The following is a 20,633-nucleotide window of genomic DNA, read 5'->3' as shown; positions in this document are numbered from 1 at the left end:
ATTGATTAAGTAGCCATAGAAGACGCAAGCTAAGGCTTTTTACTCACAGACTCAATCGGTTACCTCTTCTAATCGTTCGCCCGAAAAAGCGATAGCCCGCTCGGCAAATAATGCTTTGGTTGCCGCCCAGGTTGTCCGAAACAGCTTACTCTGTCGATACGCTTCGAGCGCATCAGCCGACTCCCACAAGCTATAGGTCATTCGAACAGCAGGATGGTTGGGATCGCACAGCAGTTCCAGATGCCTGTTGCCCGGAAAAGCCCTGATCTGATGTTTCGACGCGTCGAAAATGGTGTGAAACTCGGGAAGCTTATCTTCCTGAAACGTCATCCTTACAATTCGTACAAGCATAATTTTTTGGGGTTACACAGAGACGCAGAGGCCACAGAGGTTTTCTTTTCATTCAAAAGCGATGCTTTTAGGGTCTACACTTCGTCTTACGAATAAACCCCCTTAATCATGAACGAACTCGCTTATAACCGACTTACCAATAAAATCATAAATGCTTGTATTGAAGTTCATCGTGAACTTGGCCCTGGGCTTTTAGAGCGTGTTTATGAAGAGTGTCTCACCTACGAACTTCGCAGTATGGGTTTGTATGTGGAACGACAGGTTGAAATTCCGGTTATGTACAAAGGCCACGAAACGACCAAAACATTTTTTATGGATTTGCTCGTCGAAGATACCATTGTTCTGGAATTAAAATCCGTTGAAAATCTACTACCCATTCACGAAGTTCAAACCCAAACCTATCTACGACTAAGTACTCAAGCGTAAATAGTTTAGGGAATGCTACAAGGACGTTTCTGTCATCCCGACGCAGGAGGGATGACAGAAAATAACCTAATGTATTTTCACGAGCCTACTTAGCCGATAAACGGTTAGGTCTACTTATCAATTTCAACGTTCCTCTTTTGAAAGGGGGCATTCGGCGAAAAATCAATGGAAGCCTTAACGGTTGAATGCTTAAGGATAGCTAAGTTTTTTCAGTAAGCGAGTTAACAATTAATCTTATATACCCGACGGCTATTGCCGATCATAAAAATCTCTGTGTTCTCTGCGTCTCCGTGTTTAATTAAAACTTTTTATGCAATACCGAACATTTGGCCGAACAGGCTGGCAGGTTTCTGAAATTGGCTATGGTATGTGGGGCCTGGCTGGATGGACCGGCTCCGATAAACAACAAGTACTTCAGGCGCTGGAACGTTCTGTGGAACTGGGCTGTAATTTTTTCGACACGGCTTGGGCGTATGGCGACGGCGTCAGCGAAGAGATTCTTGCCCAACTGCTGAAAGCCCATTCCGATCAGAAGTTGTATGCCGCCACCAAGATTCCACCCAAAAACCGGAAATGGCCGTCGAAGCCCGACTTTAAGCTGGAAGACGTGTTCCCAGCCGATTATATCGTCGAATACACCGAAAAAAGTCTGAAAAATCTCGGCGTCGAAACCATTGATCTGCAACAATTCCACGTCTGGGAAGATAGCTGGGCCGATCAGGATGAGTGGAAGGAAGCCATCACCAAACTCACGCAGCAGGGAAAAGTACAGGCCTGGGGTGTTTCGGTCAATCGCTGGGAACCCGACAACTGTCTGAACACACTCCGTACCGGGCTGATCGATGCCGTTCAGGTGATTTACAACATCTTCGACCAGAACCCCGAAGATAACCTCTTCCCGCTTTGCCGCGAACTGAACATCGGCGTGATTGCCCGTGTACCGTTTGACGAAGGCACATTGACCGGTACGTTTACGAAAGAAACCACGTTTCCAGCCAACGACTGGCGTTCGACCTATTTCGTACCCGAAAACCTCAATAGCAGCGTGGACCATGCCGATGCGCTAAAACCACTCATTCCGGCAGGTATGACCATGGCCGAAATGGCGCTGCGGTTCATCCTAAGCAACCCCGACGTACACACGACCATTCCCGGTATGCGCCAGATCCGAAATGTAGAGTCCAATAGCGCAGCCAGTGATGGAGAAGGTCTATCGCCCGAACTAGTACACGAACTAAAAGGACATCGTTGGGACCGAACCCCAACCGAGTGGAGCCAATAGTGTCGGGCCCAAGCTCCAGCTTGGCCTGTTTGTTTGATTAAACAGCTAATTTTATACAGGCCAAGCCGGAGCTTAGCCCCGACACTATGAAAATTCTTCTGGTTGAAGACGAACCTGCGTTGCAACGATCAGTACAGCATTATCTCGAATCAGAAGGCTATACTGTTACCACTGCGCTAACCTATGGGCAGGGGGCAGCCAAAGCCAATGATTATGACTACGATTGTGTGGTCGTCGATTTGATGCTACCGGACGGAAATGGACTTGATCTGGTACGAGACTTGAAACACCGTCAGTCGGCAACCGGGATTATAGTGATCACGGCCAAAGATGCGCTGGCCGATAAACTGACCGGCCTCGACGCTGGAGCCGACGATTACCTCACCAAACCGTTTCACCTCCCCGAATTAAATGCCCGCTTACGGTCGGTACTACGCCGACGGCTGTTTGGGGGGCAAGCATCCGTACGGGCGGGCGAACTTACCCTCTGGCCCGACCAACAACGGGTCAGTATTCAGGATACCGACATTAAACTGACCAGCAAAGAATACGAGTTGCTGCTGTTTTTTGTGACCAATGCCGACCGAATCCTGTCGAAATCGGCCATTGCCGAACATGTTTGGGGCGATGCCATGGATGCCGCCGACTCACACGAGTTTCTGTACACCCATGTCAAAAATCTTCGTCGGAAACTGATGGTAGCCGGTTGCCCTGATTATATTCAGACGCGTTATGGAGCGGGTTATGTTTTCTCGACGCGTTCGTTATGAGTCTGCTCGGTCAAACCGCCCGTTACCTGTTGCTTTCGGCTTTTGCCATTGCACTCATCGGCTCGGTGGGGTTCTACATCCTGATTCACCGAACCATTCAACGGGAAGTGGACGAACTGTTGATGAATCAGGTTGAACTGGTCCGGCAACGACTCCGGGAATTGTCTCCCAATGCATCTTTGCAGATAGACTGGGATGATAACCCGCACGTCGACCGTATTTCTTCTGCCCAACTCTCCCAACCCACTTTTTCGGACCTCATGCTCCCCAATCCGCTGGACTCAGCCGAGGTTTCGCCTGTTCGGCAGGTGACAACGATCGTTAGCGAAAATGGGCAAACCTACCGGATTACCGCCCGACAGGCGTATTACGAATTCAACGAACTGGCCCGAATCATATCGGTGGGGGTCATCTGGAGTTTTTTACTACTCATGGGGCTATCAGTATTGATCGGCCTGGGGCTGTCGCGTCGGTTATGGCGTCCTTTTTATGCAACTATCCATCAGCTTGGGCAATTTCAATTGGATCAGGCAACAAGTCCGTTATTTCCAGACAGCCGAATTCGGGAGTTTGGTCTGTTAAGTCAATCCCTACAGGAGCTGACACTGAAGCTACGGAAGCAGTTTTTCTTACAGAAGCAGTTCACCGAAAACGCATCGCACGAACTCCAGACTCCGCTGGCAATTGCCATGACCGAACTGGACACGCTGATGCAATCCGACAATCTACACGAAGCCGAACACATTCATTTACAGCGGGCCACCGATGCACTGGGTCGGTTGAATCAGTTAAATCGATCTCTACTGCTGCTCACCCAGGTTGAAAACGATCAGTTTACCGCTAGCGAACTTGTGAATATCAGCGAGTTATTGAAAAACTTTACAGACGAGTATGAACCTTTCTTTGAGCATAAAGGCATGATCCTGGAACGGGCTATTCTGCCCAATGTCGAACTTCCAATGAACCGGCAGTTAGCGGGTGTCTTACTGAGCAACCTGCTTAAAAATGCGGCTCGTCATGGCACTCTAAACGGCATTGTTCGAATTGAACTCACTACTACTCGTTTACAAATTCAGAATACAGGCGATCCGCTTCCATTTGCCGATAATCAGTTGTTTAATCGATTTGTTAAAAATCCAGCCCGTCCCGATTCAACTGGCCTTGGACTTGCGCTTGTCAAACAAATCTGCGATCGGTATGGCTTACACCTTCAGTATGCGTATGATGCCTTGCAAACCCGTCACCTTTTCCAGATCGATTGGGGTCACTGAGGGTCAAATCTCATTAAAAACGTATAGATGGCCATCTATTTAGAAGTTCACTGATAGAATTAATATTATATTTATTGGTATTTAACAAACATGTTGCCTGTTTTTTGCCGATGGGTGCAACGTTCATGTTACAGAAACCATAACCTTTGATATAATTTACCGAATCACCGTCATCCAATCCTCTTTTCATGCGTGTCAATCAATACTGTATCTCTCCAGCCATAGTCAGTGAACATTTCGATGATGAAGTGATCATCGTCAATATGAGTCGGGGGAATTATTACAGTCTTCGGGATTCTGCTGCTATTGTCTGGCAGGGACTGGAAGCAGGCGCTTCAGAAGACACCCTTCTCACCTATCTATCCAGTACTTATTCGACGGATGAAACCGTCATTGGTGCATCCCTACGTTCGTTTTTCGACCAACTGGTAACGGAAGAACTGCTTGTGGAAGGTACTCCCCCGCCACTTGCCCCCCTTCAGAATCGTCATATCCAGAAACCATTTGTGCCCCCAACGCTAGAGGTTTATACCGATATGGCCGACTTACTAACTCTCGATCCAATCCACGATGTTAGCCCGGTTGACGGATGGCCTATCAAAAAATAGCCGATCGCTACCTCACCACTACGTCTTTCGATGAAGCCGGTTTTACTCAATTACTGGTAGATCGTTGCCACGCCTTTACACCGTCATCAGCGCGGTCGTTCGGGTTTGGTGACCTCACCTTACAGGTGATTTTTATTGGGGAAGGCAACCACGATTTTTTCACGAAAGCAATTGCCCATCGGGAAAGCTCGTCTCAACCAGATGGTTTAACTGTTTTCGTTATCAATTATAAAACGTCCGGAGTTATGCTCCCTCCGCCTTGCTGGGATTGGCAACAAGCCGACGGACACGGCACCATTCACGGACTGGCCGAAGGCTACGCGGGTTTGTTTCAGCAGGATACCGGACTATTTACCTGGATAGCTTATGCCGAACGGCTGGCCATTGTCTGGACAACAGATTTGGCTGCCTTACCGGAATGGGAGCGCAGTTTTCCCTTCCGGTATGTACTGCATAAATGGTTTGAAAATGACAATCGGTACGTACTCGTTCATGCGGGTGCGGTTGGCACATCCGCAGGCGGAGTATTGCTGACGGGTCGGGGCGGTTCGGGGAAGTCGACCAGCACACTCGCCTGTCTACAGAGTAAGCTTCAATATGCGGGTGATGATTTTGTGATGGTCGACCTGGATAAACTCGTTGTCCATAGCCTGTACAATGTAGCCAAACTAGACCCTGCAAACCTGAGCCGTTTTCCGGTTCTTCAGTCACTGACCGACGACCAGCCTACATTGCCCAGTCAGAAATTGCAATTCTATCTGCATCAGCATTATCCCGATGCCGTAACGAAGGGATTCCCTTTAAAAGCCATTATGCTCCCTCATTTTACGGGTAACATAACGACCACCATTCGGCCGGCTACATCCGCCGAAGCCCTGAAAGCACTGGCGCCATCGACTCTAGCCCTGCTCCGGGCCGATCAGCGGACGTTTCAGAAAATGGCTTGTTTAGTACAGAAACTCCCCCTTTTCTGGCTGGAAACAGGTACCAACTTAGCTCAGATTCCAGCGGCTATTTATTCCATATTACAATCGCTACCTGACTATGCAGCCACCGCTTGTTAGCGTTATTATGCCGGTGTACAATGCCGAGCGTTTTGTGGCCGAAGCCCTTACAAGCATCCTGAATCAAGGAATTGAGGCCATTGAGGTTATTTGCGTCGATGATGGCTCCACCGACCGCTCGGCCGAGATTATACAGTCTTTCGATTCAAGAGTACGCTATGTTTACCAGGAAAACCGGGGACCCGCGGCTGCCCGTAACAAAGCCTTTTCGTTTGTCAGAGGTGAGTTTGTTACCTTCCTCGACAACGACGATTTGTTCCCGGTCTACAAACTCAACCATCAGCTAGACCAGTTCGATGAAGACCCATCGCTGGAGGTAGTTTTTGGTAAAACGCAGTATGTTTTTCTGGATGGTTCCAACCCCGAACGCTTTCATTTTCCCGATCAGACACATACCGTTTGGAACATCCTGCTCGGAGCCGGTTTGTTTCGGACGAGCGTATTTCACCGGATTGGTCTGTTCAATGAGGAACTGAAAATTGGTGAAGATCTGGACTGGTACAACCGGGCCAAAGAACAAGGGGTCAACATGCGCACAACCGACGAGGTGATGCTGTATTACCGGCATCACAGTGCCAACTATACCCGCGATCAGGATCTGGTTAAAAGTACGCTACTTAAAGCGATCAAATATTCGCTCGACCGACGGCGAAGCGAATCGGGCGTTCGTACGCTCCCGCAGTTTTCTGATTTTCAGCAACCTAGTCACTCCGATCAGTTATGAGCCTGTCCGTTAGCGTTGTCATTCCCGTATATAATGCGGCCCCGTATATAACGGAATGTCTCGAATCAGTTCTGGCCCAAACCCGTCAGCCCGAACAAATTCTGGTGATCAACGATGGCTCTACCGATGAATCACTGGACAGATTAACCCCTTACGCACAAAAAGGATTGATTCAGTTAAAGACGCGCGAAAATCGGGGGGTAGCCGCTACCTTGAACGAAGCCCTTGACCTTGCCGAAGGCGACGTAATTGCGTTTCTGGATGCGGACGATGTGTGGTTGCCCAATAAACTACACCAGCAGATTACCTACTTGCAAACGACCCCTTCGATTGATGCCTGCTTTGGTCATGTTCGGCAATTCATCAGCCCAGATCTTCCACCGACGGTTCAGGCTGGGATTAGCTGTCCATCGGAGCCTCAACCAGGCTGGCTAAAGCAGACAATGCTGATTCGCCGGGCCGCTTTTCAGAAAACGGGAGCATTCAGTACAGCCTATCATACCGGCGATTTCATCGACTGGTTTATCCGAGCTAAAGAAGTTGATTTACAGTACACTATGCTACCCGATACGGTAACCCTTCGCCGATTGCACCGGAGTGGCCTGGCTTCGCAACAGCAATACCAGAAAGAATTTGTCCACATCCTGAAAGCCGCCCTCGACCGACGCGCAAGCCATTCCTCCAGATAATCTATGGCAATTGATAGCCTACCTACCGTCATTAACCCAGAACAGATTCTTTTGCTGAAAGCAGCGCTGTTTCCGGCTCAGGAAGCCCTGTCCTACTGGCAGCTCTGGAAAAAAGGGCGTGGCCTGGATCAGTTTATACCTACCAATACCAATCTGTTACCCAGCCTGTTCGATCCGCTCGATGGCGACTCGCAACGGCTGATGCCCCTCGTGTACCGCAACCTGGAAAAATCTGGCGACCCACTGATTGCTCATCTGCGGGGCATATACCGATACACCTGGATGAGCAATCAGCGGTTTTTACTGAAAATGAGTCAGGTGATCAGCGGGCTTCATCAAAATGGTATTGACACGATTGCTCTTAAAGGTATTCCGCTTTCCCTGCTGTATTATGGCGATATGGGAGTTCGGTTAATGTATGACCTGGATGTACTGGTCCCGACGGAGAAGGCAGACCAGGCTCGGTCTATTCTCCAAAACCCACCTTTTTCATTTAGATCAAGCCAATTTGAAGCAAAGCACCGGCATATTCTTCATGCCATGCACTTGTGGGACACCCATAATGTGGATGTCGATCTGCACTGGAATCTATTGTATCACCACACCTATACGAAAGCCGATATTCCCTTCTGGCACTCTCGTCAACCACTTAAACTCACCGACAATCAGTTTACCCATGCCCTATCGCCCACCCATCAGCTATTCCATAATCTGGTGCATGGATTCGATTGGGGCGAAACGCCTGCCATTCGCTGGATCGCCGATAGTTATGTGATCTACACCAAGCCGGGCCTTTCCATCGACTGGCACGCCTTACTGGATCTGGCCGAACAGTACCGGGTTTGCTATCCTGTTCAGCAGGCATTACAATTGCTAACGGGTGAGTTTCGCTTAATCTTACCTGCCGATGTTAGCGAACGGCTAACCCAGTTACCACTCAGTAGCACCGAAAAAACCTATTTTTCTTTAGTACGAAAACGCTCACCGAACCAGGCGATTAAAGCCATTCGCTACGTGCAGAAAAACTGGCTGGCCTACCAGTTGTTTCGCAAGGGAAAGTCGGACCTTTCGATGAGTCGCTATATGTATCGCCAGGTACGGCTCCGGCTCGACTGGCCGAAGCGCGACTTACCGTTCTAGCCCATGAGTTCCCAAATTCTTCTGGTTGCTCTGTTCACGTTTGTGATTCACCTCGTCGCTACCCTGTCGCTGAGTGTTCGCGTCGTGGGGCTCCAAACGCTGCGGTGGGCCGTGTCGTTCTCCCTGTTCAATATCATGGCCCTCTTTTCGCGGCTGGCCAATACGTTACAGGCTCCTTTACTGGCCAAAACGGTGGAGTTGAATATTCAGGCAGGCCGATTTGATCAGATTGCCGATTTCCGATGGATACTTGCTTTTTCCACACTAGCCACTATAGCCGGTATTCTGGTATTCCCGTCGTTCCAGCGGCTGATGACCCGACTGGTAGAGAGCTACTATCACCATCGGTCATTCGGCCGGTTACTGGTCCGAAGTTTATCATTCACTACGGTTCGAACACTTCCGACTCATCTGAAGTGGCCTGATCCAGCAAACTGGCAATCCATTTGGCAGAACCCCAACGTTCCGATACGCATCTTTGTGCTGAACACTCTGGCCAATGCCATAATCACCGTAGGCGTTTTAGCGACGCTGTACGCGGGTTATATAAATCCCGATCTACGGGCAACAGCTGCTTCCATGTCGGGACTGATCAACGGCATGGCCACCATCATAATGGTCCTCTTTGTCGATCCAGATATTGCGCTCCTGGCCGATGAAGTAACCGCCGGGCAGTATAGCACCGGTTATTTTCGGCGGTACATTATTCTGGTTTTACTGGCCCGCTTAACCGGAACAATTCTGGCTCAGTTTATACTGGTTCCAGCCGCTTATCTGGTTATCTGGCTCGCTCAGCACTTGTATACCTAGACAGAACAAGTTAATTCTTCAAATTCTCTTCATAATTGCTTCCGAATCTTGTAGAAAATACAACCAATTATGAAGAAGCTTATCCTGTTTTTAGTGGGCACGCTGACGGTACTACCGGCCTTCAGCCAGCGCATCATCCGGGTTGAAGATAGCCTGACGCATGACCCTATCATTGGAGCTACCATTCGGACCCCGTCGCCCATCAAGCCCGTTGTGGGAGCCGTCACTGATGCGAAAGGAATAGCCACGATGCCTGCGCTGCCCGCCAGTGTTACAGCCCTTACTGTCAGCGCTGTCGGCTATGAAACAGCCTCATTTCCATTCACAGCCGGAAGCGACACACTGGTTTTTCAACTGCACAGTCAGGAAGAATCACTCGACGAAGTGACGGTTACCTCTACCCGTACCAACTCACGCATAGAAGACCTGCCGATCAAGGTGGAGGTACTGGGCCAGGAAGATATGGACGAAGAGAGTGCTGTTGTACCCGGCAATGTCAGTAGTATTCTGGGCGATATTTCGATTATCCACGTCCAGCGAACGTCGGCCGTCAACGGCAATCAGGCCATTCGGATGCAGGGACTTGACCCCAAATACACGCAGATTCTGCGCGATGGACTACCGCTTTACGAAGGTTTTTCGGGCAATCTGGGCGTACTGCAAATCCCACCACTCGATCTGAAGCAAATTGAAGTGGTGAAGGGCTCAGTATCAACCCTGTATGGTGGCGGAGCAATTGGCGGTATGATCAATATCGTTTCGAAATCACCAACGTCTGAAACGCCCGAATTTACGGCCCTGCTCAACCGCTCGAATCTGAAAGAGACAAATCTCAATGCCTACTATTCGCAACGGTACGGCAAAACGGGGCTGACACTCTTTACGGGCTATACCAACCAGCAGGCCGTCGATGTAACCGGTGATGGCTATACCGATAGCCCCCAGATCAAGCAGTTTAATTTTCACCCAAAATTCTTCTGGAATCCATCCGATCATACCCGGCTGAACCTTGGCTATGCCTTCACCACCGAACACCGCGAAGGTGGATACCTGCCGGCTTTCGATGTGAGCGGCCCGCCGGGCTACAAAAACATCACCGATTTACAACGCCATACTATCGACTTCGATGCCAGCCACAGCCCCTCCGAAACCAATTCACTGACCGTCAAAGGCGCATTGAGTACGTTTAATCGGCAGAATACGGATTATCAAAAGCTGTCGGATGGGAAGCAATCGTCAGTGTATCTGGAAGCCAACGACCTGGTTCGCTTTGGCAAAAACCAATTAATTGTGGGTGCCAACCTGACCGTCGAAGCGTTCCGCAAGAATCCAGACAGTACCCGACTGGTCGACTATACCTACAACACGGTTGGTGCCTTTATACAGGACGATTATCAGGTATCAGAAAAAGTGGCGTTACAGGCGGGTCTGCGTTTCGATCATCACAATACGTTCGGCAATTTCCTGCTACCCCGTCTATCGGTAAAAATCAAACCGTCGGATCCGTGGACAGTCCGGCTGAGCGTTGGAACGGGTTACAAAACCCCGAATCTGTTTGTCAACCAAACGCCCGGTCAGTTGGGGGTCAGCCTGATCTTCCCACGATTATTGCCAATCGATGTGAATGCTGTAAAAGCGGAGAGATCCATTGGCACCAACGTGGATATTGCGTATTCCAAAACGTTCGAGAGCGGTTTTTCGATACAGGTCGATCAGGCGTTTTATTATACCTACGTCAACTCGCCGGTGGTATCGGCCTTTGCCAGCGTGTCCAGTAACCTGGGAGCCTATACGCAGCTCATCAATGCCCCTTACAACCTGTTTAGCGTGGGCACCGACACCTACGTCCGGCTTGAATACAAAGCCTACGAACTTTATTTCGGCTATAACCACACCCTCGCCCGTCGCGACGGACCGACCGACAATAGTTACCTGCCCCTAGCGCCACAGGACAAATTTTCGACTACCGTTGCCTGGGAGAACGAGCATTTCCGCTTTGGGATTGAGAGCAGCTACGTAGGCACGCAATACCTCTACAACAACGAGAAAGTACGGAATTATTGGTTCTTTGCTGGTGCCGCCGAATACCACTATAACGACCACTGGCGGCTGGTGCTGAACGCCGAAAACCTGTTCAACATCAAACAGGCCAACTACGAAACCGTCGTCACTGGCCCGGTCAATCAACCCACCTTCCGCCCTGTCTGGGCACCCCTCGAAGGACGGATTGTGAATGTAGCCTTAAAGTATACGTTATAGAGGGAGAAAGGAGGAAAGGGAGGAGGGAGGAAAGGAACTGATTCACTCACCCCCTTTCCTCCCTCTATTCCTCTTTCTTAATACTCTTGCGATAACGGGTGAATCATAAACTCATCCACAACTACATGGGCTGGGCGGCTGACGATGAACAGCAGCGACTCGGCCATATCTTCGTTTTTGAGCCAGCTAGACCGGCTTTCCTGGCGATGACCTTCCACATGGAAACTGGAATCGACCAGCCCCGAATACACGCCCGTCACTTTGATGCCAAACGACCGAATCTCCTTGCGTAAGGCACCCGTGAATGCTTCCTGTGCATACTTACTGGCCGTGTAGAGCGCTCCACCCGCAAACGTCCGCTTGGCTACATCCGAGGCTACTACTACGATATGACCCGAGCCTTGTGCCTTCAGATGCGGCAAAGCGGCTTTGGTAAGCAGAAAGGTTCCTTTCACGTTGGTCGCCATCAGGTCGTCCCACTCGGTAGCGGTGAGTTCATCTACGTTTTTGAAAACGCCATAACCTGCGTTGTTAATGACTACATCGATGTGCTGAAACTGGTCGATGGCCGTTTTTACTACTGCTGCCATGTCGTCTTCGCTGGTAACATCGCCGGGAACAGCCACGATTTTACCCCGTACATGACCTTCGGTGGCTTGCTTTTCGAGTTCGGCCAGTTCGCCGGCGTTCCGAGCCGTTACCACGACATTCGCTCCATGTTGAGCCAGTAATAAAGCGGTAGCCCGACCAATGCCCCGCGACGCGCCTGAAATGATGATGGTTTTGTTTTCTACGTTCATAGTGGATTGCCTAAACGCAAAGCGCGCAAAGGGTAACGCAAAGTTCGCAAAGAAGTTATAGCTTACGACCTTTACACTTAAGCTATTTCATCAACCTACTCTCATGGACAACATACTAACCGACAAACTTGCCCAGCTCGAACAGAAGTTCGCAGCGATGGGGCAGGATATGACCTCCTACCTCGAAGGGCTGCTGCAAGCCGACTACCTGACTTATTGGGATTATATTCACCTCGAAACCCTGCTGTCGTTACAAAATCCCAAAACGGCCTACCCCGACGAGCTGATTTTCGTTACCTATCATCAGATTACGGAGTTATACTTCAAACTGGTCCTGCACGAAATTGCTCAGGTTGCCAATGCCAGCCCCCTAACGACTGAGTTTTTTACCGCCCGGATGCAGCGTATCAATCGGTATTTCAAACTGCTCGAAGAGTCGTTTGAGGTGATGATTATGGGTATGGAGCGTGAACAGTTTCTGAAATTTCGGATGGCGCTGCTCCCGTCCAGCGGATTCCAGTCGGTGCAGTTTCGCGAAATCGAAATCGTTTCGACAGACTTCCGGAATCTGCTGGTAGCGGCTCCCGAAGAACCGGCTTATGTGAGTGATCTCTACGAGTATCTATATTGGAAACAGGGCGCAACCGAACTGGCTACCCAGCAAAAAACGCTGACGCTCCGGCAGTTTGACCAGCACTACAAAGCCAGCCTGATCCGACTGACGGAAGAATATGAAGCTAAAAATCTGAACCATCGTTTGCAACAATTAGGGTCGACAGGTCAGGTTTCGGATGAATTGGCCAGTGCCCTCCGGGAATACGATTGGCGGGTAAACGTTCGATGGAAACTGTCCCATCTGCGATCGGCGGTACAATACCTGCATAAAGAACCGGAAGACATCAAAGCAACGGGGGGCACTAACTGGCAAACGTATCTGCCACCGGTACAACAGCAGCGCGTCTTTTTCCCGTCGCTCTGGTCGGCTGAAGAATTGCAAAGCTGGGGAAAATCGGAGAACCACCCACAGCGTAAAGTTCAGAAAGGGTAGAACAACCGATTAAACTGTATTGAGCGACAAGATTATGAACTCCTGAGTCTGTGTCCTCACAGACCACCTGTCCGAATGGCCAATGTCTGCTGACGCATAAAGGGTCTGTGAGGACACAGACTCAGGAATTGACTCTAGAACTCAACACCCCATTCTAATCAGTTAATACGTATAAATAAATAAAATTTTCGAAGGTTAAAGTCCATTTAATCAACATAAATCAGATTTTTTAGACTCGTCTAAACTTTATTAGTAAAGCGCTTGTATATTTGTTACGGACACTCTGATTACCAGTAGTTAATGCTTAATCGGCTCCACATACATCGGTTGCACGTCGCCCGAATACTGCTTGGCCTGTTTCTGGCCATGTGGTTCAACGGCGTTGTGTTTCGGCACGCGCACCGACTGAATGATGGTAGGCTGATTGTTCACGCTCACCCCTACTGGCCATTTGGCAAAGGGCCGATCCTGCCTAACACGCACACGGCTCAGGAGATTTTGCTGCTTGATCTGGCGGCCAACCTGCCAATTGTTATCAGTAGTTTCTTTGCCTTTCTGTTCCTTCTCAGAACGCGTCTGTACTCAGCTTTCCTATTCACCAGCCGACCGTTCTATGCGTATTCACTGTTCTATTGCTTCTCACATCGAGGCCCTCCCGTCGTTCGGTAATTTACTGATGCATAGCAACCTACTGATTGTTGTATCAGTACGTTGCTATGCATTTCACTAGCCTATACACTTCCTGCTTCCACTGAGAAACGCTAGCCGTTGACAGACGATATCGATTCGGTACGTTCGTTTTCTGTTCGCTCTATAGGGTAGTCAGGAAAAAGGCTGGATTACTCAACCAAACGATATTCTCCTGAATGAAAGCATATTTCCTATTGCTCCTGCTCGGACTTACCGAGGGGCTACTTTACGCGCAACCCGCCCCCAACCGACTGCTTCGTGGCTCGGTCACGGACGCCGATAGCCATAAACCAATTCCGTTCGGCAACATTACACTGGTCGGCCAAAGCAGAGGAGCTATTACCGATGCGCGTGGGCAGTTTTCACTATCCATAAAAGCCGATACACTCGCTCACCAACTCATCATTTCCTGCGTAGGCTATAAGTCGGACACCATCACCGTAACGCCCGGCACCGACGTCTATACCGCCAACCTGTTATCAGTTGTCAACGCCTTGAATGAAGTGGTTGTAACGGGCGTAACCCGAGGAACGCTACTCCGGCAAAACCCGGTTGCGATTCTGGCAATTTCACACCGGGCTATCGAAGGAACGGCTAGCAGCAATATCATTGATGTACTGGTCAAAAATGCCCCCGGTCTGAATGCCGTCAAAACCGGGCCGAATATTTCCAAGCCGTTTATTCGGGGATTGGGCTACAATCGGGTACTGACCCTGTACGATGGTGTTCGGCAGGAAGGCCAGCAATGGGGCGATGAACATGGCATTGAGGTCGATAATTACAACATCGATCGGGCGGAGGTTATCAAAGGGCCAGCCAGTCTGATGTACGGCTCCGATGCGCTGGCGGGTGTGGTCAGCATGATGCCGGTGTACCCCAAAGACACGGAGGGAAAACTCAAAGTTGGCTTTGTAACCGAATACCAATCCAACAACCGGCTTCTGGGCGAATCGATCAGTCTGGCTTCGGGTGGTTCGCGCTGGGCCTGGAACTTCCGTGGGTCCATTCGGGCGGCTACCAATTACCAGAATAAAATCGACGGTCGGGTGTATAATACGGGCTTTTCGGAACGCACCTTGACAACCATGGTAGGCTATTCGGGGCATCAGGGCTATTCACGCTTTGGTGCTTCATTGTACGACAACTTACAGGGTATTCCTGATGGCAGCCGCGATTCACTCACCCGTCAGTTTACCAAACAGATTTTTGAACCCGACCTGGACGACATTCAGCATCGCCCGATCGTTCCAGCCAGCGAATTAACATCCTATCACCTCAGTCCGCTTCATCAGCATATCCAGCATTACCGGCTGCATACCAACAACCACTACCAGATTGGCAATGGGGAAATTGATGTTTTACTGGCCTTCCAGCAAAACGTTCGCCGGGAATACAGCCACCCCACTCAGGTCGATCAGCCTAGTTTGTACGTACGGCTCAACACCATCAATTATGGTGTACGGTATAACCTGCCCAACATTGGCCATCTGGCTACTACGCTTGGCGTAAACGGCATGTATCAGGCTAATAAAAACAAGAACGGAACCGCCTTCCCAATACCAGATTATAACCTGTTCGACGTGGGCACGTTTGTTTTCCTGAAATGGCAGGCCGATAAACTCACGTTGAGTGGTGGTTTGCGCTACGATAACCGCAGCCTGAACGGCGACGACTTTTACGTTCGTAACAACCTCCGAACGGGTTTTGATGAACACGTTTCACTACCAGACACAGCCGGTGCAACACTGCAATATCCGAAACTGAAGCAGTCGTTTACGGGCATTTCGGCCAGTTTGGGCCTGACCTATGAGTTTTCGGACAAACTATCCCTGAAAGCCAATATTGCCCGGGGGTATCGCGCTCCCAGCATTACCGAAATTGCCTCGAACGGACTGGACCCCGGTGCGCACATTGTGTATATTGGCAATCGGAACTTCCAACCCGAGTTCAGTATTCAGGAAGACATTGGCCTGACTGCCACCTACCCCGATGTAAACTTCGGTGTCAGTGTCTTTAACAATTTCATTCTGAATTACATCTCGCTGGCTCAACTGGTCAACGATAAAGGCGAGCCGGTTGTGATTGTGCCGGGCAACAAGACGTTTCAGTACCAGCAGGCATCGGCCCAGCTTTACGGATTCGAAACTCAGTTCAGTCTCCACCCGACCACCTGGAAGGGATTTACGTTCGACAATACCATCGCCGTGGTTTATGGCTACAACCGGGGGGCGAGGTATACCGATGCGGGTGTACAGGGCGAGTACCTGCCATTTATTCCACCGTTACGCATTTCGACGGGTGTCAGCCAGCAACTCCCCATCAAGCGCCAGTGGTTGTCCGACGTTACAGTCAAAGCCGATGTGGATTACAACGCCCGCCAGAATCGCTACCTCGGGCTGAACGATACCGAAACGCCAACGGATGGGTATACGCTTGTGAATATCGGTCTGGATAGCCAAATCCATATTGGTCGCGACCGCCCCGCCTTACGATTCCTGTTTCAGGTCAACAACCTGTTTGATACGGCCTACCAGTCGAACCTGAGCCGGTTGAAGTACTTCGAGTATTTCACCCAATCACCCAACGGGCATCTGGGCATGTACGGCATGGGCCGGAACATCTGCCTGAAGCTGACGATCCCGTTTAATTGATTCGGTCAAGGTGGTGTCAGATGCTCACATCTGACACCACCTTGACAACCTTGACAGATTAATTTACACGAAAAAGCCACGTTGTAGACCGGGCTTATTTGGCAGTCACCAGTTTCATGTTGGCCGGGTTCTAACGAACGATTTTCTTCCTGAGGAAACTTTGATTTCAAGCCAGCGTGGGAGCGGCTGCTTTTTGTTGTCGGGCGACGGGTGGACAAACCAGTTCGAATTTTCGTCGAGGGTCAGTTCGGTTCGGCAATCTGTCCGCCAAAGAGAGTAGGTTATCGCACCGACTTGCCTTGTCTTTTTCAACGATTTGAATAGCTGCACCTCTATAAATTTTGCGCTTATGAAGTTCACAACGTTATTGATTATATTGATTATCTCCTTCAGCGGAGCTTTGGCACAATCGAATAAAGAAGCAACTCGCGACGAAGCAGGTGCCAACAAAAAGCTGAACATCAACAAGGCTAAAAAGGTCTGGATGCTAACCTATTTCCGCCAACGGTATCCGACCCGTATTGAGATCGATGCGAAGGGCAATACAGTTGAGGTACCGTTGCCCGATCCGATGCTGATCAATAAGTTACACATCGCCTTATCGACAGATGGACGCCATTGGACGCCCTTAAATGACAATAAACCCGTATGGGACCAGCATGTCCGTGATCCTTACGTGCGACGGGGGCCCGATGGTCTTTGGCGCATCCTGTCGACGGGTGGCGGTAGAGGTAACGATCGGGAGAACGTTGGCCCTAGTTGTCTCTATATAACATCTAAGGATTTGGTCAATTGGCAGGTAGAAGGCCCTTTGCCTTTGATGAAAGACGTTCGGAATGAGTCAGGCGCTCTGGCCGGAAATATCTGGGCTCCAGAATGGTTCTACGATACTAAAGCCGATGAATATATCCTATTCTGGTCTTCGTCATTTAAGGATGCGGGTTGGAAAGAGAGTCGCCTTTGGTATTGTAAGACACGTGACTGGAAAACGTTTACAACCGCAAAAGTTCTCTTTGCTCCTTCCTATTCTGTGATCGACGGAACCTTACTAGAGCATAAAGGCACTTATTATCTCTATCATAAAGAGGAGGAATTTGGCGCCAAAACCGGTGAACGGCGAGCCATTCGCGTAGCCACAGCGAAGAATCTGGAAGGCCCATACACTATAGTGGAAGGCTCTTTGAATAATGGACAAATTGTTCCGGTCATTACCGAAGGTCCAACCGTCATTAAAGACCCAATCAAACCAGGCTGGCTGCTGCTCTATGACTATTGCATGACAAATCGGTTTGGGGCTTCGTACTCGCCCGATTTACTGCACTGGACAGTAGAAGAGGATGTTCAATTTCCGTCTGAAGCCCGGCATGGTTGTATTTCGCTGTTGACATCAGAGGAAGCCAGAGCGTTGATGAATGCGTATTCAAGATGAATAAAATTAAACCGCAAGGGCGCGAAGTCGCAAAGGGTTCGAATAAAGAACTTACTCTTTGCGACTTCGCGCCCTTGCGGTTTAATCCAATCAGGTCTGCTTCTTAAAATACCGGATCATTTCGCCGAAATTCATTTTCATCGATAGCCCAGTGATGGCCTGGGTGAGTCGTTTGGTTCGGGTTTCGATGGTTTTGGCGTCTTCAATCCAGTTTGAGAAATAGTTTTGGTGCCCCCGGCCAAGTGTCTGAAAATGTGCTTTTGCCACTGGATCATCCTCCAGACAATCGAGCAAATCGGCGGAAATCGGCATCGGATCAGTATCCACTTCGATGGTAACGCGTACGGATATGCCTTCGTCTTCCTTACACATTCCCCGGCGCATGCCTGCGTTGATAGGCATCATAAACCCACCTTCCAGCCCATCCGTAATTCGTGGAACCGTCTTTCCCAATGGCAACAGCGAAATTTGTTTAATCGGGTAATTATCCAATGTTCCTTTCACCCGAAAGCTTGTTTTCTGACCGGGTTTCAGCTCATCAGAGATGGCAATGGGAATTTCAATATACGTCCAGCGAGTCTTATCGCCTTTCTCGCCAAATTTTTGCAGGATAGTGGTAAAGGTGGGCATAGATTAGGAAGTCATTAAATGGTCATTGTTTGTCATTTGCTTTGCGTCATTCAGTAGTCATGCATTCTTTGTATTATTTGCGCAACTAATGACCAGTAATGACTACCAATGACGCAAAGCAATGACTATTTATCGACCATTATAATTCGCCAGCGTAGCCTCCAGCGATGTTTTCATTTCCCTAACCAGGCTCTCGGGTTGTAAAACGGTCAGGTGTTCGCCGTAACTGCGCAGGTGCATGAGTAAATCGCGATTAGGCGCCAGCCGAAGCCGGACAACGCATTCGGTTTCCGTATCGCTCAGAACTTCCTGCGTCTGGTGAATAGGCTTCGCTTTCACATACCGTCCAAACAATGGACTGAACGACAAGACAATCTCTTCGACCGGGCCGTGGCTGTCGGTGATGCCATAAATATGCTCGAATAGTTCGCTCACGCTGGCCAGTACGGCTGGGGGAACATCGCAGGGATCGTCCAGCAATTCCAGTTCGCTCATACGGTCGAGGGCGAAGGTTTTTTCACGACCGCTGGCGGCATCGTAACCGATCACATACCAGCTATCGGCCACTTCGCGCAATAGAATCGGGTGCAGAATCCGCAGTTTTGGTCGTTCGAGCGTCATCAGGCTGGATTCTTTACGAGGGTTCGAACGGGTTTTTCGCTGCACCTGACTGGTCATCGACACCGCTTCTTCGTGCTTAAGATACCGAAATGCCACCTGCCGATTCTGGTTGACAGCCCGAATCAGAACGGGTACATACTGGCGATTCCCACCCAGAATCTTTTCTTCCACATATACGACCCGGCGGGTAGGCGCATCGGTTTTCACCTCCCGGATAATGTCAAGACTCTGCCGAACCCGTTGCAGGGCATTATCGAGTTCATCGGCCACGGAGGCTCCCTGCGTAGCCGCCAGCACCTCGCGCGCCTGTTCCAGCGCATCCATATCGTCGGGCGTAAGCATGAGACTCAGCAAACGAAACTGCGGGTCGGTATAGTAATAACCGTTCAGTCGTTTGTCGTAGGCAATGGGCGCATCGTGGTCTTCACGCATCCGCTGGATGTCTTTTTCGAGCGACGATATGGACCGGATACCGCACTTGTCCTGACAAAGTTCAAAGAGCTTCTGTTTGGAATACCGCCGGGGATAACGGCTAATGATTTCGTCGATGAGTCGGTACCGTTGGAAAGCCGAACGAGTAATAGGCATAGGGATTAGTTATTTGTTGTCAAAAATGGTCAGGAGCGGTCAAGTATTGTCAAAAGGTTGTCAAGTGTAGTCATGAGTTGTTTAAAGTTGTCACACACAGCTTCGGAGCGATCCCTGACCATGCTTGACTACACCTGACAATACTTGCCGCGAAGCTACTGACATTTTTTTTCAACAAAAAAGCAGACCGTAAATAGATTACGTTTTTGGGGGTATATTTTTGAATCGGACATTTACATAGACAATCATGACTCATACCTCACGTCCGCGCACAGAAACCCCGGCTTACACAGCCCGCCCGTCGCTCTCGACCCGGCAATTAGTTGACCTCGAACTCGGCCTGTTCTTATTGCAGCAGGTAAATCCGACAGCGCCCCCAACGGCTCTGCCCGACCTGCTCCAGCCCGACGACCAACTCCGCTCTACTCTGACGCCCCGGCAGCAAAAATACCTCAACCGGGGCCGACTGCTCCTCTCGCATTTTACCAATTACGTTCACTGGCAAACGCTGCTTCAGGCATACGCAGCCTCACCAGGCCATCGACTAGCCTACGATCTCAGCCGCGATTGCAGCCATTTTTCCGAAAAAACCGTTGGCTTTTCCCGCAATCGCCTGGGCGTATTACGCAAGATGCTGGCCTAATTACATTGTCATTAATGGTCATTGGCTTCGCGTCATTAAGTGATCATTCAATTGGCATCAATAGCCATACATTGTTATAAACTATTAGTAGCAATACATGACAACAAATGACTAATAATGACGGTCAAATGACGCGTAG

The 20,633-nt window shown here is 49.8% G+C and carries 20 protein-coding genes; 16 read left to right on the top strand and 4 right to left on the bottom strand.

Features of this window, described 5'->3' with window-relative positions; translation table 11 throughout:
- Positions 1-51 precede the first annotated feature (51 nt).
- Positions 52-351, bottom strand: coding sequence for a putative quinol monooxygenase (locus ACYVFD_RS07050; RefSeq protein WP_461089087.1), 300 nt, complete (start codon positions 349-351; stop codon positions 52-54).
- Between the two features lie 108 nt (positions 352-459).
- On the opposite strand from ACYVFD_RS07050, the gene ACYVFD_RS07045 reads away from it, so the two are divergent.
- The 11 genes from ACYVFD_RS07045 (at position 460) to ACYVFD_RS06995 (ending at position 11,394) form a co-directional block, all read left to right on the top strand.
- Positions 460-777 carry a GxxExxY protein gene (locus ACYVFD_RS07045; protein ID WP_461089086.1) on the top strand — a complete coding sequence of 106 codons (318 nt, stop codon included), beginning with the start codon at positions 460-462 and terminating at the stop codon, positions 775-777.
- Positions 778-1,087: 310 nt separating this feature from the next.
- Entirely contained in the window at positions 1,088-2,059 is a 972-nt protein-coding gene (locus ACYVFD_RS07040; protein ID WP_461089085.1) for an aldo/keto reductase, read from the top strand.
- Between the two features lie 86 nt (positions 2,060-2,145).
- Positions 2,146-2,829, top strand: a complete 684-nt coding sequence (locus ACYVFD_RS07035; protein ID WP_461089083.1) for a response regulator transcription factor — start codon at positions 2,146-2,148, stop codon at positions 2,827-2,829.
- Entirely contained in the window at positions 2,826-4,100 is a 1,275-nt protein-coding gene (locus ACYVFD_RS07030; RefSeq protein WP_461089082.1) for a sensor histidine kinase, read from the top strand. The genes ACYVFD_RS07035 and ACYVFD_RS07030 overlap by 4 nt, the downstream gene beginning before the upstream one ends.
- 188 nt (positions 4,101-4,288) lie before the next feature.
- On the top strand, positions 4,289-4,708 hold the full coding sequence (locus ACYVFD_RS07025) for a PqqD family protein (protein WP_461089081.1): 420 nt from the start codon (positions 4,289-4,291) through the stop codon (positions 4,706-4,708).
- Positions 4,690-5,772, top strand: a complete 1,083-nt coding sequence (locus ACYVFD_RS07020; RefSeq protein ID WP_461089080.1) for a phosphoenolpyruvate carboxykinase (ATP) — start codon at positions 4,690-4,692, stop codon at positions 5,770-5,772. Before ACYVFD_RS07025 ends, ACYVFD_RS07020 begins: the two co-directional genes overlap by 19 nt.
- On the top strand, positions 5,753-6,496 hold the full coding sequence (locus ACYVFD_RS07015) for a glycosyltransferase family 2 protein (protein WP_461089079.1): 744 nt from the start codon (positions 5,753-5,755) through the stop codon (positions 6,494-6,496). Before ACYVFD_RS07020 ends, ACYVFD_RS07015 begins: the two co-directional genes overlap by 20 nt.
- Positions 6,493-7,185 carry a glycosyltransferase family A protein gene (locus tag ACYVFD_RS07010; protein WP_461089077.1) on the top strand — a complete coding sequence of 231 codons (693 nt, stop codon included), beginning with the start codon at positions 6,493-6,495 and terminating at the stop codon, positions 7,183-7,185. Before ACYVFD_RS07015 ends, ACYVFD_RS07010 begins: the two co-directional genes overlap by 4 nt.
- A gap of 3 nt (positions 7,186-7,188) precedes the next feature.
- Positions 7,189-8,325 (top strand): nucleotidyltransferase domain-containing protein, encoded by a 1,137-nt coding sequence (locus tag ACYVFD_RS07005; protein ID WP_461089076.1) that lies wholly within the window; start codon positions 7,189-7,191, stop codon positions 8,323-8,325.
- Between the two features lie 3 nt (positions 8,326-8,328).
- Entirely contained in the window at positions 8,329-9,135 is an 807-nt protein-coding gene (locus ACYVFD_RS07000) for a lipid II flippase family protein (protein WP_461089075.1), read from the top strand.
- A gap of 69 nt (positions 9,136-9,204) precedes the next feature.
- Positions 9,205-11,394 carry a TonB-dependent receptor gene (locus ACYVFD_RS06995; protein WP_461089074.1) on the top strand — a complete coding sequence of 730 codons (2,190 nt, stop codon included), beginning with the start codon at positions 9,205-9,207 and terminating at the stop codon, positions 11,392-11,394.
- Between the two features lie 77 nt (positions 11,395-11,471).
- On the opposite strand, the gene ACYVFD_RS06990 is transcribed toward ACYVFD_RS06995, so the two are convergent.
- Complete coding sequence (locus ACYVFD_RS06990; RefSeq protein ID WP_461089073.1) at positions 11,472-12,194, bottom strand: SDR family oxidoreductase; 723 nt, start codon at positions 12,192-12,194, stop codon at positions 11,472-11,474.
- A 103-nt stretch (positions 12,195-12,297) separates the two neighbouring features.
- Between ACYVFD_RS06990 and ACYVFD_RS06985 the strand changes: the two genes are divergently transcribed.
- From ACYVFD_RS06985 to ACYVFD_RS06970, 4 genes are all read left to right on the top strand, one after another.
- Positions 12,298-13,242, top strand: a complete 945-nt coding sequence (locus ACYVFD_RS06985; protein WP_461089072.1) for a tryptophan 2,3-dioxygenase family protein — start codon at positions 12,298-12,300, stop codon at positions 13,240-13,242.
- A gap of 300 nt (positions 13,243-13,542) precedes the next feature.
- On the top strand, positions 13,543-13,911 hold the full coding sequence (locus ACYVFD_RS06980; RefSeq protein WP_461089071.1) for a hypothetical protein: 369 nt from the start codon (positions 13,543-13,545) through the stop codon (positions 13,909-13,911).
- A gap of 197 nt (positions 13,912-14,108) precedes the next feature.
- Positions 14,109-16,583, top strand: a complete 2,475-nt coding sequence (locus ACYVFD_RS06975) for a TonB-dependent receptor (RefSeq protein ID WP_461089070.1) — start codon at positions 14,109-14,111, stop codon at positions 16,581-16,583.
- A gap of 349 nt (positions 16,584-16,932) precedes the next feature.
- Entirely contained in the window at positions 16,933-18,012 is a 1,080-nt protein-coding gene (locus ACYVFD_RS06970; protein WP_461089068.1) for a glycoside hydrolase family 43 protein, read from the top strand.
- A 90-nt stretch (positions 18,013-18,102) separates the two neighbouring features.
- Here ACYVFD_RS06970 and ACYVFD_RS06965 read toward each other — a convergent pair whose 3' ends face one another.
- Positions 18,103-18,642 carry a YdeI/OmpD-associated family protein gene (locus ACYVFD_RS06965; protein WP_461089066.1) on the bottom strand — a complete coding sequence of 180 codons (540 nt, stop codon included), beginning with the start codon at positions 18,640-18,642 and terminating at the stop codon, positions 18,103-18,105.
- A 129-nt stretch (positions 18,643-18,771) separates the two neighbouring features.
- The gene (locus tag ACYVFD_RS06960) at positions 18,772-19,851 is read right to left on the bottom strand and encodes a helix-turn-helix transcriptional regulator (RefSeq protein ID WP_461089065.1); all 1,080 of its coding nucleotides are present in this window, start codon (positions 19,849-19,851) and stop codon (positions 18,772-18,774) included.
- Between the two features lie 247 nt (positions 19,852-20,098).
- On the opposite strand from ACYVFD_RS06960, the gene ACYVFD_RS06955 reads away from it, so the two are divergent.
- A complete protein-coding gene (locus tag ACYVFD_RS06955; protein ID WP_461089064.1) occupies positions 20,099-20,494 on the top strand; it encodes a pPIWI_RE_Z domain-containing protein in 396 nt (131 codons plus the stop codon).
- Positions 20,495-20,633 lie beyond the last annotated feature (139 nt).

It is taken from the genome of Spirosoma gilvum, from assembly GCF_054776815.1.
Note: the sequence above shows the minus strand (reverse complement) of the source record. Positions and strands in the feature narration are given on the sequence as shown.

Bases quoted from the DNA above. Each gene is read 5' to 3' on its own strand.
- ACYVFD_RS06965 (WP_461089066.1), bottom strand. From the start codon at position 18,642: ATGCCCACCTTTACCACTATCCTGCAAAAATTTGGCGAGAAAGGCGAT.
- ACYVFD_RS06995 (WP_461089074.1), top strand. From the start codon at position 9,205: ATGAAGAAGCTTATCCTGTTTTTAGTGGGCACGCTGACGGTACTACCG.
- ACYVFD_RS06985 (WP_461089072.1), top strand. From the start codon at position 12,298: ATGGACAACATACTAACCGACAAACTTGCCCAGCTCGAACAGAAGTTC.
- ACYVFD_RS07005 (WP_461089076.1), top strand. From the start codon at position 7,189: ATGGCAATTGATAGCCTACCTACCGTCATTAACCCAGAACAGATTCTT.
- ACYVFD_RS06955 (WP_461089064.1), top strand. From the start codon at position 20,099: ATGACTCATACCTCACGTCCGCGCACAGAAACCCCGGCTTACACAGCC.
- ACYVFD_RS06980 (WP_461089071.1), top strand. From the start codon at position 13,543: ATGCTTAATCGGCTCCACATACATCGGTTGCACGTCGCCCGAATACTG.
- ACYVFD_RS06970 (WP_461089068.1), top strand. From the start codon at position 16,933: ATGAAGTTCACAACGTTATTGATTATATTGATTATCTCCTTCAGCGGA.
- ACYVFD_RS07040 (WP_461089085.1), top strand. From the start codon at position 1,088: ATGCAATACCGAACATTTGGCCGAACAGGCTGGCAGGTTTCTGAAATT.
- ACYVFD_RS07020 (WP_461089080.1), top strand. From the start codon at position 4,690: ATGGCCTATCAAAAAATAGCCGATCGCTACCTCACCACTACGTCTTTC.
- ACYVFD_RS07045 (WP_461089086.1), top strand. From the start codon at position 460: ATGAACGAACTCGCTTATAACCGACTTACCAATAAAATCATAAATGCT.
- ACYVFD_RS07015 (WP_461089079.1), top strand. From the start codon at position 5,753: ATGCAGCCACCGCTTGTTAGCGTTATTATGCCGGTGTACAATGCCGAG.
- ACYVFD_RS07050 (WP_461089087.1), bottom strand. From the start codon at position 351: ATGCTTGTACGAATTGTAAGGATGACGTTTCAGGAAGATAAGCTTCCC.
- ACYVFD_RS07030 (WP_461089082.1), top strand. From the start codon at position 2,826: ATGAGTCTGCTCGGTCAAACCGCCCGTTACCTGTTGCTTTCGGCTTTT.
- ACYVFD_RS06975 (WP_461089070.1), top strand. From the start codon at position 14,109: ATGAAAGCATATTTCCTATTGCTCCTGCTCGGACTTACCGAGGGGCTA.
- ACYVFD_RS07035 (WP_461089083.1), top strand. From the start codon at position 2,146: ATGAAAATTCTTCTGGTTGAAGACGAACCTGCGTTGCAACGATCAGTA.
- ACYVFD_RS07010 (WP_461089077.1), top strand. From the start codon at position 6,493: ATGAGCCTGTCCGTTAGCGTTGTCATTCCCGTATATAATGCGGCCCCG.
- ACYVFD_RS07025 (WP_461089081.1), top strand. From the start codon at position 4,289: ATGCGTGTCAATCAATACTGTATCTCTCCAGCCATAGTCAGTGAACAT.
- ACYVFD_RS06990 (WP_461089073.1), bottom strand. From the start codon at position 12,194: ATGAACGTAGAAAACAAAACCATCATCATTTCAGGCGCGTCGCGGGGC.
- ACYVFD_RS06960 (WP_461089065.1), bottom strand. From the start codon at position 19,851: ATGCCTATTACTCGTTCGGCTTTCCAACGGTACCGACTCATCGACGAA.
- ACYVFD_RS07000 (WP_461089075.1), top strand. From the start codon at position 8,329: ATGAGTTCCCAAATTCTTCTGGTTGCTCTGTTCACGTTTGTGATTCAC.